Here is a 15,594-nt window from a genome sequence, read left to right on the forward strand (position 1 = left end):
CCCGCCCCGGTACCCGATGTGGCGCTGCGTCAGGCGTTTGCCGGCTGCTCGGCGAGCTGGCGGCGTATCAGCTCGCCGAGCTTGCGCGCCGGCTCCGAAGGCCGGTGCGGCGCCCAGTGCAGCGCCAGCTCAATGCTTGGCAGCGCCGGCAGCCCGCTGGACTCATCCAGCGGCTTGAGCATCGGCGTGAGCATGCTGCGGGTAATCACCACAACGGCCAGCCCCGCAATGACCAGCGGCTTGAGCCCGCTCATGGACTGGCTGGTATAGGCCACTTGCCATTGGCGCCCGGCAGATTCCAGCGCCTCCTCGGCCACCTCGCGAAACACATCCGCCCCGCGTGAATACAGCGCCAGCGGCAACGGGTCGCGCAAAAGCGGCTGGTGCTGCAGCCCTACCGCCCAGAGAAGCGGCTCCCGGCGAATCACTTCGCCGCCCGGCGAGTTGCGCTGGCGGGTCACCAGTGCCAAATCCAGCTCATCGCGCTTTACCCGGCTCACCAGATCGGCGCTGGTGCCGCAGATCACTTCCAGCTTGACACCGGGATAAAGCTGATGGAAGTAGCTAAACACCGCCGGTAGCAGCAGGGCATAGTCTTCAGGGATGCCCAGGCGCAGCTCACCGCTGACCTGGCGGGCCTGCATGTCCTGCCATGCCTCGTCGTTGACCGTCAGCAGCCGCCGGGCGTGGGTCAGCAGGCGTTCACCGTCGGCGGTAATCTTCAGCTGCCGCCCCAGGCGCTCGTGGAGTTCGATATCCAGCTGCGCCTCCAGGCGCTTTAGCTGCATGCTCACCGTGGACTGGGTATAAGACAGCCGCCGGGCTGCGGCAGTCACGCTGCCGGTATCGGCCACCGCGACCAGCGTACGCAGCAAAGTAAGGTCAAACGTTGGGGTACGCATAAGGCTCCTTGTGCATTGCCGGCGTTTGCGTTGCTGGCCTTTCCAGGCGCTTAACGGCCGGCGCTTCACGGCTATTACATCACAATCCTTGATATGTACTATCAAAAACTATCGATTTTATGATGTTTCGTTGCGGGCTATGCTACACGAAAGCTGTTCAAGGCAAGGAGCTATCGTATGCATCAAATTCATCTTTTGACCCAGCGTTATTTCAGCGTTGCCGCTGCGTTAGTTGCCGTTGTGCTGTGGAGTGCCGCCCCGCTGCTGTCCGAACAGGCCCGCGGGCTTGCCCCGCTGCCGCTGGCGGCGTTTACCCTGCTGGCCGGTGCCCTGGCTACGCTGCCGCTCAGCCGCCGCCAGCCGACCGGGCACTTAAGCCTGCGCTGGCGCCTGGCCATCTGGATGGGATTGCCGCTGCTGACCACCGGCGCAGTAAGCAGCTACTTTCTGGGTATGCGCCTGGCCCCGGCGTCGGACGCCGCCCTGATCACCTACACCTGGCCTGTGCTGTTTATTCTGCTCAGCCAGTGGCTCACCTTCGGCCGGGTACGTTTTGCAAGCGTGCTCGGCGCGCTGATCGCCTTTGCCGGCGCAGCACTGCTGATGGCCCCTGAAGCCGGCCGCAGCAGCGAGAGCTCGCTTATCGGCTACGGCTTTGCCGCCCTTGCCGCGGTGTGCTGGGCGCTGTATTCCTGGCTTTGCCAGGCCACGCCGGTCACGCTGACCCCGCTGATGCCGCGCATTCTGCTGATCGCAAGCGTGGTGACGGCGGCGGCGTTTGTGCCCTTTGCCGAAGGCCACATTGCGCTGCCCGATAACACCACGCTGCTGGCGGGGCTGGCCATTGGCCTTGGGCCGTTCGGCATCGCCATGGTGGCCTGGGACAAAGCGCTGCGCCTGGGCAAGGCCAGCGTCATCGGCAGCCTCGCCTACGGCGTGCCGGTGCTGGCGGCGGCGTTTCTGGTACTGGCGGGCATGAGCGTGCTGGACTGGCGCCTGCCGATCGCCGGGGCACTGGTGGTGGGCGGCTGCCTGCAGGCCAGCCGGCGCTAATCAACGCGCCGGGGCGCCGAGCGGCTGTTGCGACGTGAAGCGCTGCGCCTTGCCGAATAGCGGCGCAGCCCGTACAGCAGTGCCACGCCCAGCGCCAGCCCGCCCAGCGCCCAGAACACCTCACCGTGGCCGCGGGCCGTGGCCAGCGCACCGAGCTGGCTGCCCAAAAGCGTGACGCCGGCAAGCCCGGGCACGATGCCCAGAACCGAGCCGACCATGTAATCGCGAAAGCGCAGATGAAAGGCCCCGGCCATCATGTTGGTCAGGGTAAAAGGCGCCAGCGGCAGCAGATTGATCACCACCATGGCGCGCACGCCGCGCCCGGCCAGATAGCGCGATAAACCGTTCAAATGCCGGCCGCCGTAGGTAAGCAGCGCATCGCGGCCCAGCCAGCGACCCACCGCGTACGACACCACCGACGAGCACAGCGTGCCAAGCGTGGCGTACACAAAGCCCCACACCGGGCCGAACGCCAGCCCGGTTACCGCCACCAGAATGCTCAGCGGAAACATCACCAGCAGTGCGGCCATATACACCCCGGCCACGGCGATAAACGCCCAGGGCGCATCCCGCCAATCAGGTACCTGTGCCACCCAGTCGCGCACCCGCGCCACGGTCAGAATGTCGTGCACGGCAAGCCACTGCCATAGCGCCGCCAGCGCCAGCAGCACCACCAGCGCACCCAGCGCAATAGTGAGCGATCGTGTCATGTGATTTTTCCCGTTGCGCCGCGCGCTGCCCCGGGCCGGCAAGGCGCAGCGGTCGTATTTCGTGCTATGTTCGCCGGCATCATGTGAAGCCCCCGCCCGAGGAGAACCAAGCGCGTGCGACGCCGGCGACTTATCCCGTGGATTTTCTATCTCAACCTGACGCTGATTGCGGCCCTTTTAGGGTACAAAGTCTATCTCAATTTCTTTGAGCAGGATTTTGCCGCCAACCACGCCGTTCAGGTCAAGCAGATCGAGGCGCTGCTCGAGCAAAAGGCGCACTACCGCTTTGCCGTGCTGGGCAACATCAACAACTCCGTGGGCATTTTCGAGCGCAAGATCATCCCGCTGCTCAACGACGGCGACTACGACTTTGTGGTTTCGGCGGGCAACGCCGTCTCCAGCGGCGGGGAGGACAAGTACCGCGCGCTGTTCGGCACCCTTTCAAGGCTTGAGATGCCTTATCTGCTGACCTTTGGCCCCGGCGAAGAAAGCCGCATCGGCGGGTTTCGCTTTTACGACCACTTCGGCCCCTATCACTTCAGCTTTGCCGCCGGCAATTCGCGCTTTACCTTTCTCGACAGCACCGGCACCACCGACTACGGCTGGCAGCGCCGCTGGCTCGATGAGCTGCTCGCCGCCGCCCACGCCGATAACCACTTTGTGTTCAGCGCCTATCCGCTGTACCCGGTGGACTACTCGGGGCTTTTGCGCCTGGACGACGATTACCTGTTCCCCGAGGGCGCGCGCCGGGCGTTTACCCGGCTGATGGAAAACGCCGGCGTCGACGCGGTGTTTTCCAGCGAACTGGCGCTGTTTGACCGCCAGACCCACGCCGGCACCGACTACGTGGTCACCGGCGGCGCCGGCGGGCTGGTGCTCAACCAGGGCCGCAGCCGCTATCACTTCGTCGCCGTGGACGTGGACGGCGAGCGCGTGACGCTGGAAGCAAAGCCGCTGGACATCGGCCAGCATCCGTTTTGGCGCACGGCGGAAAGCCTGTGGTTTTTCATCTATTCGCTGTTTTACGTGGGCTATCTCAACTTTATCCTGCTGGTGGCCATCTTTATCGCCGTGGCCATCTGGCTGTATCACCGGATCTTTACCGAGCAAGACTACTACCCCGACTTTGATATCGACCCCGACGCCGACGACGGCACGCCGCTGCGCACGGTCATGTTTACCAACAACTATCTGCCGTTTATCGGCGGCGTGCCGATTTCCATCGAGCGGCTCAAGCGCGGACTGGCCGCGCTGGGCCATCCGGTGATGGTGGTGGCCCCGCGCTATTCTCGCCAGGCCGACGACGAGGCCGACGTGCTGCGCCTGCGCTCGCTGCTGCCGCTGGGCAAGCACCAGGAGTTTCGTCTGGCCAACGTGTTCAGCGTGCAGATGGCACGCCGGGTGCGCGCGTTCAAGCCCGACGTGATCCATGTGCACCACCCGTTCTGGATCGGCCGGGCCGGCCAGCTGCTCGGCCGGCTTTTGGGCGTACCGGTGATGTATACCTACCACACCCGGCTTGAGCACTACGCCCACTACGTCCCGCTGCCCGGGCCGCTGTTTCGCAACTTTATCTCTCATGCCTTGGTCAAGCGCTTTGCCAACGGCTGCGACGCGGTGATCGTGCCCACCAGTTCGGTGGAAGAATATCTGCGCATTATCGGGGTGAAAAAGCCGATTTTCGTCCAGCCCACGGGCATCGAGTACGAACGCTTTGCCCACGTCGACGCCGAGGCGGTGAGCACACTGCGAAACCGCCTGGGCCTGGCCGACAAGCGCGTGCTGGTGTCCATTTCGCGGCTGAGCCGGGAGAAAAACATCGACTTTCTGCTTGACGGCCTGCGCCTTTTACACGACGGCGGCGAGCACAGCGCCCACCTGCTGCTGGTCGGTGAAGGCCACGACCGCCGCCGCCTCGAAGCGCGCGCCGCCGCGCTGGGGCTTGGCGAGCACGTCACGCTGGCGGGTGCCGTAGCACCGGAAGACATCCCCGCCTACTGCCACGCCGCCGAGCTGTTTGTGTTTGCCTCGCGCTCGGAAACCCAGGGCATGGTGGTGCTTGAGGCCATGGCCGCCGGGCTGCCGGTGGTGGTCATCCGCTCCAGCGGCATCGAGGATATCGTCAGCCAGGGGAGCAACGGCTATAAAACCGCCCCGGACGTCACCGCCTGGAGCCGCGCGGTGGCCGAGCTGCTGCATGATGCCGACAAGCGCCGGCGCATGGGCCGCCAGGCAGCCGCGTTTGCCGCCGGCCATCGCGTTGAGCACTTCGCCCGTAGCGTGCTGCGCGCCTACCGCTACGCGCTGGCGGTCAAACGCAAGCGCAGCGGCCGTCAGCGCGATAAAAACGCCTGACGCCGCCCGGCTAGTCGTTTTGCGGCTCCGCGGCAATGCGGAACCACAGCGCATAAAGCGCGGGCACAAACAGCAGGGTAATCAGCGTGCCCGCCGCCACCCCGCCGATCAGCACAAAGGCCAAAGGCCCCCAGAAGCTGTCCAGGGTCAGCGGGATAAAGGCAAAAATCGCCGCAAGCGCGGTGAGCACCACCGGGCGGGCGCGCTGTACGCCGGCCTCGACCACGGCCTCGCGCAGGGCCATGCCCTGCTCGCGGTTATCGGCCACCTGCTGGGTGAGTATCAAGGTGTTGCGCATGAGAATGCCGGCAAGGCCAATAAGCCCCAGCATGGCGACAAAGCCGAACGGCTGGCCGAACAGCAGCAGTGCGGCCACCGCGCCGATCAGCCCCAGCGGCGCGGTGGCGACCACCATGAACGTGCCGGAAAACGAACGCATCTGCAGCATGATAAACGTCAGCATCAAAATCACCATCAGCGGCTGCAGCGCGGCAATCGAGGCCTCGGCCTTGGCCGACTGCTCCACCGAGCCGCCGATGTCCATGCGGTAGCCCGTCGGCAGGCCGTCGCGCAGAGCACCCAGCGCCTCCCACACCTCGGCGCTCACGTCCTTGGCCTGGGCGCCGGCCACCTCGGCGTTGACTGCCACAAACGGCGCGCGGTTGTAGCGCTTGATGACCGGCTGCTCGAACGACACTTCCAGATCACCCAGCTGGCCAAGCGGCACGCGCTTGCCGTCCCGGGTTTGCACATCGAGGCTTTTCAAACTCTCCACGTCGCTTGCCGCCGCGCGGCCCACGGCGGGCGCCAGGCGGATGCCGTCGCGCAGCCGGGTGATAGTGACGCCGTCAAGCTGGAACTGCAGCTGGCGGGCCACGTCGTCCGGGGCCAGCCCCAACAGGCTCAGGCGGTGGCTGTCCATGCCTAAGCGCACTCGGGGCACCTTGGCGTCCCACGCCAGATGCGGGTCACGCACATGGGCGTTTTGCGCAAAGACCTCGCGCACGTCGTGGCCTATTTCACGCAGGGTGTCGGCGTCCGGGCCGAGCACCCGCACGCTCACCGGCCACTCCACCGGCGGGCCGTAGAGCAGGGTCTGCACGCGCACCCGGGCCTCGGGGAATTCGCCGCTGTCCACGTGCTGATTCAGCGTCTCAATCAGCGCATCACGGGACTCGATGTCGTCGGCTACGGCGATCAGCTCGGCAAAGGCGGGGTTGGGCTGCTCTGGGGCGGCGGAGATGAAAAACCGCGGCGCACCGCGGCCCACGTAGGCGGAAAGCGAGGCCACGCCGTCGGCCTCGTCCACCAGCGCCTCCAGCTTGCGCGCGGTGGCGTCGGTGGCGTCAATGGCGGTGCCGTCGGGGTGGTGGATGGTCACCAGCACTTCAAGCCGGTCGGAGCTGGGAAAGAACTGCTGCTCCACCGGCCCGGCCATGCCGGCCACGGCCAGCAGCAACAGTGCTGCGGTCAGCCCCACCACGGTTTTGCGGTAGCGCACACAGCGGCTGACCAGCCGGCGCAGGCGGCGGTAGTGCGGCGTCTGATAGACGTTTTCTTCGCTGGTGGCGCGCCTGTGGCGCACCGGCATCAGCTTGACGCCCAGATACGGCGTAAACACCACCGCCACCACCCACGACAGCGGCAGCGCAATGGCCAGCACCCAGAAGATATTGCCGGCGTATTCGCCGACGTTGGAGCGGGCAAAGCCGATGGGTACAAAACCCGCCACGGTGACCAGGGTGCCGAACAGCATGGGCGCGGCGGTGACCTTCCAGGCGTGGCCGGCCGCACTTACCCGGTCCCAGCCCTGCTCCATTTTCACCATCATCATTTCAATGGCGATAATGGCGTCGTCGACCAAAAGCCCCAGGGCGATAATCAGCGCGCCCAGGCTCACCCGGTCGAGATTGATGCCCATGGCCTTCATCACCACAAAGGTCATGGCCAGCGTCACCGGAATGGCGATGCCCACCACTACGCCGGCGCGCAGCCCCACGGCGAGCATGGTCACCAGCATGACCACCACCACGGCGATGAGAAACTTCACCTGAAACAGGTTCACCGCCCCGGCAATGGCGTCGGCCTGGTTGGTCATCACGTCAAGCTCGATGCCCAGCGGCAGCCGGGCGCGCTCGCCGGCCCAGAAGTCGTCCAGGCGCTCGCCCAGCGCCAGGCCGTTTTCGCCGTCGCGCATCACCACGCCCAAAAGCAGCGCGTCTTTCTCAAAGGCGCGCACCATAAAAGCCGGCGGGTCCTCATACCCGCGGGACACCTCGGCGATATCGCCCAGCCGAATCAGCTCGCCGTCGATGCGCAGCGGCACATCGGCCAGTGCCTCCGGGTCGGAGACGTCATTGTCCAGCCGCAAATAGACGCGCGGGCCGGCGGTATCCAGAAAGCCCGCGGGCAGCAGCTTGTTATGCGCTTCAATGGCATCAAAGACGTCCCCGGGGGCCATGCCCAGGCTTTGCAAGCGCGGCATGTCAAAGTCGATCTGCACGCGCTCGTCGCGCTCGCCCAGCACTTCGGCGCGGTTGACGCCGTCAAGGCGCTGCAGCCGGTCGCGGATGCCCTCGGCCTCGCGCAAAAGCTCGCGCATGGAGAGTTCGGGCGCGGTCAGCGCCACCAGCGAGAAATACACGTCGCCGAAGTCTTCGTTGATGATCGGCCCCACTACGCCGTCGGGCAGGCTGCCGGCGGCGTCCTGCATGCGCCGGCGCACCTGATAAAAGCGGTCGGGCACGGCCTCGCCGGGGGTGGATTCCTCGAATTCGATCTGCATGTCCGCCCGCCCGGGGCGAACGGTGGTTTCCACCCGGTCGATGTTGTCCACCGCCTGAATCTGCTTTTCCAGCGGGTCGGCAATGTGGTTTTGCACCTCTTCCGGCGTGGCGCCGGGCCACAGCGCCGAGACCATCATCACGCGCATGGTGAAGTCCGGGTCTTCCGCCCGGCCCATGGAGGCAAAGGCGTAGAGCCCGGAGGCCAGCGCCACCAGCAGAAAAAACAGCGTGACCGAGCGCTCGCGCACCGCCAGCGCCGAGAGGTTGGGAAAGCTCACGATGCCGGCTCCTCGGCGCCCGGCGGCGCCAGCGCCTCAACCGGCATGCCCGGGTTGAGCAGGTGGGTGCCCAGCGCAATCACCGCCATGCCGGCCTTAAGCGCCTCGCCGCTGACCAGCGCCCGGTCACGTTCGATCCGCGCCACGCTGACCGCAAGCGGGCGCGCCTGGCCCTCAACGATGCGCCACACCTGCGCGCCCTCGCCGCGCGCGTCCACCGCCGCCACCGGCACCCGGTACAGCGGGGCCGCCGCGGCCCGCCGGTCAGACGCCGCGGCGAAACGCGTTTTCACCACCTCGCCCAGCCCCACCCCCGCGGGCAGCGCGCCGTCAATGCGGTAGCGCGCCTGCCAGGTGCGGCTGGCCGGATCAACCGAGCCGGACACCTGGCGACGCTCAAGCGCCAGCGTCTCATCGCCCAGCAGCAGCTCGCCGGCGGGCGGCGGGCGCACGTTCGAGGGAAACGCCACTTCAACCTCCCGAGGGCCCGCCTCGGCAAGCCGGGCCACCGGCTGGCCGACGCCTACCACCTGGCCCGGCTCACCGCTGACCCGGGTTAAAAGGCCGTCGCTTTCCGCGCGCAGGGTGGCGTAGGCAAGCGCGGTTTTCGCCTGCTCGACCTGTGCCCGGGCAGACGCCTGCCGGTCGCTGCGCTGCTGCGCTTCCAGCTCGGCGCGATCAAAGGCCTGCCGGCTGAGGTAGTCGCGGGCAAACAGCGTGCGGGCGCGTTCAAGGTCTGACTGCGCGACCGCCGCCGAGGCCCTGGCTGAGGCCAGCTCGGCTTTGGCCGCGTTCAGCGACTGGCGCAGATCGCTGTCGTCCAGCGTCATCAGCACCTCGCCCTTGGCAACCGGCTGGCCGGCATCCACGCGGCGGGTGGCAATCTGGCCGGCAACCTGAAACGCCTGGGGCGTTTCGTAGCGGGCCCGCACGGTTCCGGTCAGGCGCAGGGTCGGCGCGGCGACCTCGGCCACCGACGCGGTTTTTACCCGCCGAGGGGCCGAGTTTTGCGGGCCTTTCGGCGCATCACCGCAGCCGGCAAGCAGCAGGGCGGCACATAAAGCGGCATATAAAAAAGCAGCGAGTGGGCGCATGGCGGTCTCTGGGCTGGCTTGAGTCAGTGGCTCAAGCGTAAATCAAACGCTTGTTTATTAACATGCGCAAGCGTCAGCCCGACCGCTTGAGCCAGGCATAGACGTGGCGCTGCGCATAGCCGACAAAGCCCGCCCGGGCGTACAGCCGGCGTGCCGGGGTGTTGGTGGTATCCACCGAAAGCAGCAGGCGACGCGCCCCGGCGGCGTGCGCGCGGGCAAAGGCTGCGTCAAGTACCGCCCGGCCCAGCCCCTGGCCGCGCGCCTCGGGTGCAAGTCCCATCAGTAAAACCTCCATGCCGTCCACCGCCGGGCGCGGCGCCAGCAGAAGCGCGCCGACGGGCTGTGGCGGTTCGCGGTCGTCAAGATAGACCGCCGACCAATGGGCCGGGGCCGTATCGTCCTGCTGATAAAAGCCCGTCAGCAGCGCGGTGGCCCCCAGCGTTTCGCAAAGGGCAACGCAGTCCAGCGAGTTCTTCTGCACATCGGCAATCACCGCGATCTGGCCGGCGCGGTCAAGCGCATCCCAGGGGCCCAGGCGCACGGTCGTCGCTGCCGGGGCTACCGGCGCGGTGAGGTATTCCAGCGGCGCCACCAGCATCATTCCGGCGTCTTTTAGCGCGGCGGCGGCGTCAGCGTCGTCAGGGCCCAAGACCGCCTGGCAAAGGGCAAAGCCGCGCCGGCGGACCCAACGGCGTGCGCCGCGCAGCAGGGCGCCGCGCGCGCCGCACGCACAGGGCGGCCACAGCTGCGCGGTGTTGCCGGGCAGCGGCTGCACCCAGAGCGCGGCCTTTAGGGTTTGGCCGCGCAGCGCGACCAGCAGCCCGTCCCAGCCGTGATCGGGCGTTTTTTGGTGGTCAGCCACCGCCTGGGCAAGCTCGGCGCGACCGGCGCCATGCCCGGCGGCGGCCAGCTGCATGATGGCCTCCTGGCGCCGCGCCGGCGGGCACGGCACGACGCGATCGCCGCCGGCGTCAAAGGTGTCAGGGGCGGGCACGGGGCGAGCGCTCCTGTGGCGGCAGACCAAGATACGGCGCGTACCTTGAATACGAGCAAGTTCGCCTGCATATCCTAGCTAGCTTATCCATTGATTCACTCATTGATTCGTCCGTTAAGTAGAGAGCCGCCATGTCGATTATTGACCCGCGTACCGGCGAGGCGCTGACCGCGCCGGTTGAGCAAAGCGATGCAACCTCTGCCGCCGCACCGCCCGGCACCGCAGAAAACGGCAGCGCCGCGCCGGGCACCGTGCGCCCGGAAGACGTGATTGTCGACGTCGACGCCGGCAACATTCAGCAGATTCTGGAAGCCTCCATGCAGGTGCCGGTGCTGCTGGACTGCTGGGCCCCCTGGTGCGAGCCGTGCAAAACGCTGACGCCGGTGCTGGAAAAGCTCGCGGTGGAATACCGCGGCGCCTTTATTCTGGCCAAGCTCGACGTCGAGGCCAACGCCGAGATCGGCAGCCAGCTGGGCGTGCGCTCGGTGCCGGACGTCAAGCTGGTCAGCCAGGGCGGGCTGGTCGACAACTTTACCGGCGCGCTGCCGGAAAAAGATATCCGCGAGTGGCTGGGCCGCTATTTTCAGCCGCCGGAAGACGCCCCGACAAGCCCTGAGGAGCTGGCGGAGGCGGCCATGGAAGCCGGCGACGCGGCAACCGCCCGAGAAATCTATCAAGCACAGATGGAGCAGTACCCGGAGCATTACCCTTATCAGGTGAGCCTGGCCCGAGCGCTGGCGGCCGAAGGCCGCGGCGACGAGGCGCGGGGCCTGCTCGACAACCTGCCGCCGGAAGAGCGCGACGCCGCACCGGCGCGCGGGGTGCGTGCCAGCATCGAGTTCAGCGAGCGCGCCCTGCCCCACGCCGAGATCGAGGCCCTCGCCGAGCGCGACGACAGCGAGGCGCGTTTTCAGCGTGCCCTGCGCCAGCTCGCCGACGGCCAATACGAAGCGGGGCTGGAAGGGCTGCTGCGGCTGATGCAAAGCGATCGCGGCTACGGCGACGACGCCGCGCGCAAAACGCTGCTGCAGGTGTTCGACGCCCTGGGCGCCGAACACCCGCTGACCGTGGCCTATCGGCGCAAGCTCTTTGCGCTGCTCTATTAATAAGCCTACGCCTGGCCTTCGCCCTTGAGCAGCGCATCCATACGCTCAAGGGCAGCGTCAAGCTGGGCGGCCGTGGTCCCGAAATTCAGCCGCACAAAGCCGGGGCTGGCAAAGTCCGCGCCGTCGGACAGCGCCACCCCGGCACGCGCCAGCAGCGCCTGCTGGGGCGAATCCCCCAGCCCCGCATCGCGCATGTCAAGCCAGGCCAGATAGGTGGCTTCAGGCGTGCTCATGGTCACCCCGGGCCAGCGCGCGACGTACGCGGCAATCCGCGCACGATGGCCGCGCAGCGTCTCAAGCAGCGCCTGGCGCCAGGGCTCGCCCTCGGCGTAGGCGGCCTTCGCCGCTTCCATCCCCAGCACGTTGCACTCGGGTAAAAGCCCCGCCGCCGCCGTGCTGAAGCGTTTGCGCAGCACCGGATCGGAAATGATCGCACAGGCGGTGGAAAGCCCTGCCAAATTGAAGGTCTTGGACGGCGCCCAGAGCGTCACGGTGCGCGCGGCAAGCTCAGGGTAGGCCGCCGCCAGCGGCCGGTGACGCGCGCCCGCGTCCAGCAGCAGATCGCAGTGCAGCTCGTCGGAAACCACGTAGAGGTCATGGCGCACGACAAGCTCGGCAAGACCGGCCAGCTCGTCATCGCGCCATACCCGCCCGGTGGGATTGTGCGGCTGGCACCACAGCAGCAGGCGGGTTTGCGGGGTAATGGCGGCTTGTAGCGCTGCAATATCCAGCCGCCAGCCCTCGCCGGTCGCCTCCGGCGGGGCCAGGGCGGCCTGCTGGGCGAGCCGGCCGGTATGGCGGGCCACGTCCAGAAACGGCGGATAGATCGGCGTGACGGTTAACACGCCGTCACCGGGCTCGGTTAGCGCCATGCAGGCTAAATGCAGAGCCGGCACCACGCCGGGCAGCCACTGCTGCCACTCGGGCTCAATGGCCCAGCCGTAGTGGGCCAGGCTCCAATCGCACAGCACACCGGCCAGATCGGCCGGCGCGTAGGCATAGCCGAAAACGCCGTGCTCCACGCGGCGCGTCAGCGCTTCAATCACCGCCGGCGGCGAACGAAAATCCATATCCGCGACCCAAAGCGGGAGCACCTCACCGCCGTAGCGGTGCCATTTTTTCGAGGAATAGCCACCCAAGGGGTGGCGCCGCTCGATCGGCGTGGCAAAATCAAACGCCATGAGCTCTCTCCGTTTATATAAAAGCCGATAGTTTGCGGTGCCCCAGCGACGCCGCCACGGCCATTGTTTCGCAACCCGCCGCCGTCGGGAACCGTCAGGAGCCACCCTATGGCCATCCGCTACAATCTTTGGCTTGATCCGGACAATACCGCTCAACACCGCGCCATGGAAGCCGAGCTGGAAGGCTACTTCATGGCCCGCTTCGCCGACTACCCGCACATTAGCCTGGCCGATGCGGACCCTTACGACTATGATGCGCCGTTCAACCGGCTCTACGACGTGCTCATCGCCCGTGCCGCGGAGTTCTGCGAGCGCCGCTGGGGCTATGTTGCCACCCCCGCCCAGCTCAATCGCTGCTTTTTTCGCGCAGTAGGGCGCTCCAGCAAGATCGTGCCGGACGAGCCCTAGGCTGCGCTACGTTTTCTTTTTACGCGCTATTTTCCTTACGCTCTGTTTTTACATCCTGTTTTATGCCCTGTTTTTACGTCCTGTTAGAGATACCGCCATGCTGATCCGAACCGCGCACGCCCCGTCGGCGTCCGAGCTTGATATCATCACCTGTCAGCTGGGCCGTGCGCCGCGCGGCATCGAGGCCGTTGCCGCCGTGGACGGCGAAAATACCCCGCTCGCCCTGCGCATGGCGCCCATCGTTGCCGGCGCGCCTTTTCCCACGCTGTACTGGCTGTCCAGCGAGCGGCTGAGAGTGGAAATTTCGCACCTGGAAGCCGCCGGCGTGATCAAGCAGCTGGAACAAAGGCTACAGGAAGACGCCGACTTTCTCGCCGCCTATCACCAGAGCCATCGCGACTATATCGCCGAGCGCTGGGCATGGATGAACGAGGCGCAGAAAGCCGACATCGCCCGCCGAGGCTACACCCAGGTGCTCACCGAGCGCGGCGTGGGAGGCATCAGCAACTGGGATCAGGTGCGCTGCCTGCACACCCAGTACGCCCATCACCTGGGCGGCCACAACGCCATCGGCCAGTGGCTGGACGATACCTATCGGCTGGATCGCTGCCTGCCGTAAGCGCTGCTTTCTCTTTACCCACAAGGACTTTTTCATGGCCCGTTTTTGCGTTTATCTTGGCTCACGCAGCGGTGAGCACCCCGACTTTTGCCAGGCCGCCACGGCGCTGGGCCGGATGCTGGCCCGGCGCGGCCATACGCTGATTTACGGCGGCGCACGCATCGGTCTGATGGGGGCGCTGGCCAACGCAGCACTGGACGAAGGCGGTGACGTCATCGGCGTGATGCCTGACCACCTGGTCGAACGCGAACAGGCCCATCTCGGCCTGACCGAGCTCATTCGAGTGCGCGACATGCACGCGCGCAAGGCCGCCATGGCCGCCCGCGCCGACGCTTTCATGGCCCTGCCCGGCGGCATCGGCACGCTGGAGGAGCTGTTTGAAATCTGGACCTGGGGCTATCTGGGGCTGCACGACAAGCCGCTGGGCGTGCTCAACGTGCAGGATTTCTACACGCCGCTGCTGAGCTTTGTCGACGCCACGGTCGAACACGGCTTTTTGCATCCGGCCACCCGGCACATGCTGCTCGACGCCGCCACCCCCGAGGCCTTGCTTGACGCGCTGCAAGCCAAGCTTAAGCTAGCAGCCTTTCCCATCATCAGGAGTGTTGCATGTATGCCATGCATTTTAGCGGGCAGCAGGCCCGCTGGCAGGAAACCGCCGAGCTTGATCCGCCGCGCCCCGGTGAGGTGCAGCTGCGCGTTGCCTACGCCGGGGTCAACCGCGCCGATCTGATGCAGCGCGCCGGCCACTATCCGCCGCCGCCCGGGGTAAGCGATATTCCCGGGCTCGAAGTCAGCGGCACGGTGATCGGCGTCGGCGCAAACGTCCGCTCGCTGGCCGCAGGCGACGAGGTCTGTGCGCTGCTGGCCGGCGGCGGCTACGCCGAAAAGGTCAACGTGGATGCCCGGCAGGTGCTACCGCTGCCCCGCGGTTTTTCGCTGCGCGACGGCGCGGCACTGCCCGAGGTGTTCGCCACCGCCTGGCTGAATCTGTTTATGGAAGGCAACCTTCAGCCCGGCGAGCGCGTGCTGCTCCACGCCGGCGCCAGCAGCGTCGGCCGCGCGGCGATTCAGCTGTGCCGGGCGTTTGACCGGCCGTGTTTTGTCACCGCCGGCAGCCAGGCCAAGCTGGATGCCTGCGCCGCACTCGGGGCCGACGAGGGATTCAACCGCCACGACGGCAGCTTTGTGGACGCGGTAAAAGCCTGGGGCGGCGCTGACGTGATTGTCGACCCGGTCGGCGCAAGCTATCTGCCCGACAACCAGCGCGTGCTCAACGCCGACGGGCGGCTGGTGCTGATCGGCCTGATGGGCGGGCGCCACGCCGAGCTGGATATGGGCAGAATGCTGGTGAAGCGCCAGCGTTTGATCGGCTCCACTCTACGCGGCAAATCCCCGGCCGCCAAAGGCGAGATCATGCAGGCGCTTTACACCCACGTCTGGCCTTTGCTGGAAAGCGCCAGGCTCAACATCCAGCTTGACCGCTGCTGGCCGATAGAAGAGGTCAACGACGCCCACGCCTGCATGGAGCAAAATGCCAACGCCGGCAAGCTGGTGCTGCATATCAGCGCCAGGCAGTAAGCGCCCGCGTGTGGGCATAGGTAAGCTGGAGCAGGCGAGCATCGTCGCCGGCGCGGTGGCGCTGAATGCCGTGCTGGGCCATCAGCGCCTCCCGGGTCGGATACCATAGCGCCTGCTGCTCTTCGCTGAGCAGCAGGCGCAGCGTCTCCAGGCGAAACGCCGGCAGCATGCCGGCATGGTGAAACAGCAGCGAAAGCCAGGTGTTGTCAAACCCCCAGCTGTCGCTGTAGACCTTTTCCAAACCGCCCAGCTCGTCGTTGAGCCAGCGGGCCACTTGAATGACGGGGTGGCCTTCGCGCTCAAGGCGTTCACGCGATATGCCGTGAAGCCGCTCGGCCTGGGGGTCCCAGTGCGTCCAGTCCCGCCGGGGCTGAATCAGCAGCGCACAGCCGCTGCCGTCGCCTCGGGCAATGCCCACTTCAATGGGGTAGCTGCCGCGCCCAAAGCCGGACGCTTCGATATCCAGCAATGTCGGTAGCGTCTCGTTCACGGGCTTTCTCACTGGGTCAAGCGCGCGGCGGGGTCGC

General features: G+C 66.5%; 13 protein-coding genes and 1 pseudogene. 7 read left to right on the plus strand and 7 right to left on the minus strand.

Translation table 11 applies throughout. The features are described 5' to 3' along the window. Window positions 1–29: 29 nt before the first annotated feature. Entirely contained in the window at window positions 30–902 is an 873-nt protein-coding gene (locus ACZ415_RS02290) for a LysR substrate-binding domain-containing protein (protein WP_344703971.1), read from the minus strand. A gap of 177 nt (window positions 903–1,079) precedes the next feature. Here ACZ415_RS02290 and ACZ415_RS02295 point away from each other — a divergent pair, with 177 nt between their 5' ends. Then, the gene (locus ACZ415_RS02295; RefSeq protein WP_344703973.1) at window positions 1,080–1,955 is read left to right on the plus strand and encodes a DMT family transporter; all 876 of its coding nucleotides are present in this window, start codon (window positions 1,080–1,082) and stop codon (window positions 1,953–1,955) included. Here the strand turns inward: ACZ415_RS02295 and ACZ415_RS02300 are convergent. Next, a complete protein-coding gene (locus ACZ415_RS02300; protein WP_344703975.1) occupies window positions 1,952–2,665 on the minus strand; it encodes a TVP38/TMEM64 family protein in 714 nt (237 codons plus the stop codon). The two genes, ACZ415_RS02295 and ACZ415_RS02300, sit on opposite strands and share 4 nt — an antisense overlap. 114 nt (window positions 2,666–2,779) lie before the next feature. Here ACZ415_RS02300 and ACZ415_RS02305 point away from each other — a divergent pair, with 114 nt between their 5' ends. Beyond that, window positions 2,780–5,020, plus strand: a complete 2,241-nt coding sequence (locus tag ACZ415_RS02305; protein WP_344703977.1) for a glycosyltransferase — start codon at window positions 2,780–2,782, stop codon at window positions 5,018–5,020. A 10-nt stretch (window positions 5,021–5,030) separates the two neighbouring features. Here ACZ415_RS02305 and ACZ415_RS02310 read toward each other — a convergent pair whose 3' ends face one another. The 3 genes from ACZ415_RS02310 to ACZ415_RS02320 all read right to left on the minus strand — a co-directional run bounded on the left by ACZ415_RS02310 (window position 5,031) and on the right by ACZ415_RS02320 (window position 10,172). Beyond that, a complete protein-coding gene (locus ACZ415_RS02310) occupies window positions 5,031–8,084 on the minus strand; it encodes an efflux RND transporter permease subunit (protein WP_344703978.1) in 3,054 nt (1,017 codons plus the stop codon). Then, complete coding sequence (locus tag ACZ415_RS02315) at window positions 8,081–9,178, minus strand: efflux RND transporter periplasmic adaptor subunit (RefSeq protein WP_344703980.1); 1,098 nt, start codon at window positions 9,176–9,178, stop codon at window positions 8,081–8,083. Before ACZ415_RS02315 ends, ACZ415_RS02310 begins: the two co-directional genes overlap by 4 nt. 73 nt (window positions 9,179–9,251) lie before the next feature. Next, on the minus strand, window positions 9,252–10,172 hold the full coding sequence (locus ACZ415_RS02320; protein WP_344703982.1) for a GNAT family N-acetyltransferase: 921 nt from the start codon (window positions 10,170–10,172) through the stop codon (window positions 9,252–9,254). Window positions 10,173–10,303: 131 nt separating this feature from the next. On the opposite strand from ACZ415_RS02320, the gene ACZ415_RS02325 reads away from it, so the two are divergent. Beyond that, on the plus strand, window positions 10,304–11,278 hold the full coding sequence (locus ACZ415_RS02325) for a tetratricopeptide repeat protein (RefSeq protein ID WP_344703984.1): 975 nt from the start codon (window positions 10,304–10,306) through the stop codon (window positions 11,276–11,278). Between the two features lie 5 nt (window positions 11,279–11,283). Here ACZ415_RS02325 and ACZ415_RS02330 read toward each other — a convergent pair whose 3' ends face one another. Then, window positions 11,284–12,459: a MalY/PatB family protein gene (locus tag ACZ415_RS02330; protein WP_344703986.1), complete on the minus strand. Its 1,176-nt coding sequence runs from the start codon at window positions 12,457–12,459 to the stop codon at window positions 11,284–11,286. A 108-nt stretch (window positions 12,460–12,567) separates the two neighbouring features. Between ACZ415_RS02330 and ACZ415_RS02335 the strand changes: the two genes are divergently transcribed. The 4 genes and pseudogenes from ACZ415_RS02335 (at window position 12,568) to ACZ415_RS02350 (ending at window position 15,067) form a co-directional block, all read left to right on the plus strand. Further along, window positions 12,568–12,867, plus strand: a complete 300-nt coding sequence (locus ACZ415_RS02335) for a hypothetical protein (RefSeq protein ID WP_344703989.1) — start codon at window positions 12,568–12,570, stop codon at window positions 12,865–12,867. A 97-nt stretch (window positions 12,868–12,964) separates the two neighbouring features. After that, the gene (locus ACZ415_RS02340; RefSeq protein WP_344703991.1) at window positions 12,965–13,486 is read left to right on the plus strand and encodes a DUF501 domain-containing protein; all 522 of its coding nucleotides are present in this window, start codon (window positions 12,965–12,967) and stop codon (window positions 13,484–13,486) included. Between the two features lie 34 nt (window positions 13,487–13,520). Next, a pseudogene (locus ACZ415_RS02345) lies at window positions 13,521–14,060 on the plus strand (LOG family protein); the annotation flags it as partial. Window positions 14,061–14,095: 35 nt separating this feature from the next. Beyond that, entirely contained in the window at window positions 14,096–15,067 is a 972-nt protein-coding gene (locus tag ACZ415_RS02350; protein WP_344703993.1) for an NAD(P)H-quinone oxidoreductase, read from the plus strand. On the opposite strand, the gene ACZ415_RS02355 is transcribed toward ACZ415_RS02350, so the two are convergent. After that, window positions 15,051–15,557 carry a 3'-5' exonuclease gene (locus ACZ415_RS02355; RefSeq protein WP_344703995.1) on the minus strand — a complete coding sequence of 169 codons (507 nt, stop codon included), beginning with the start codon at window positions 15,555–15,557 and terminating at the stop codon, window positions 15,051–15,053. The two genes, ACZ415_RS02350 and ACZ415_RS02355, sit on opposite strands and share 17 nt — an antisense overlap. Between the last annotated feature and the right edge of the window lie 37 nt (window positions 15,558–15,594).

It is taken from the genome of Halomonas cibimaris (assembly GCF_055379665.1).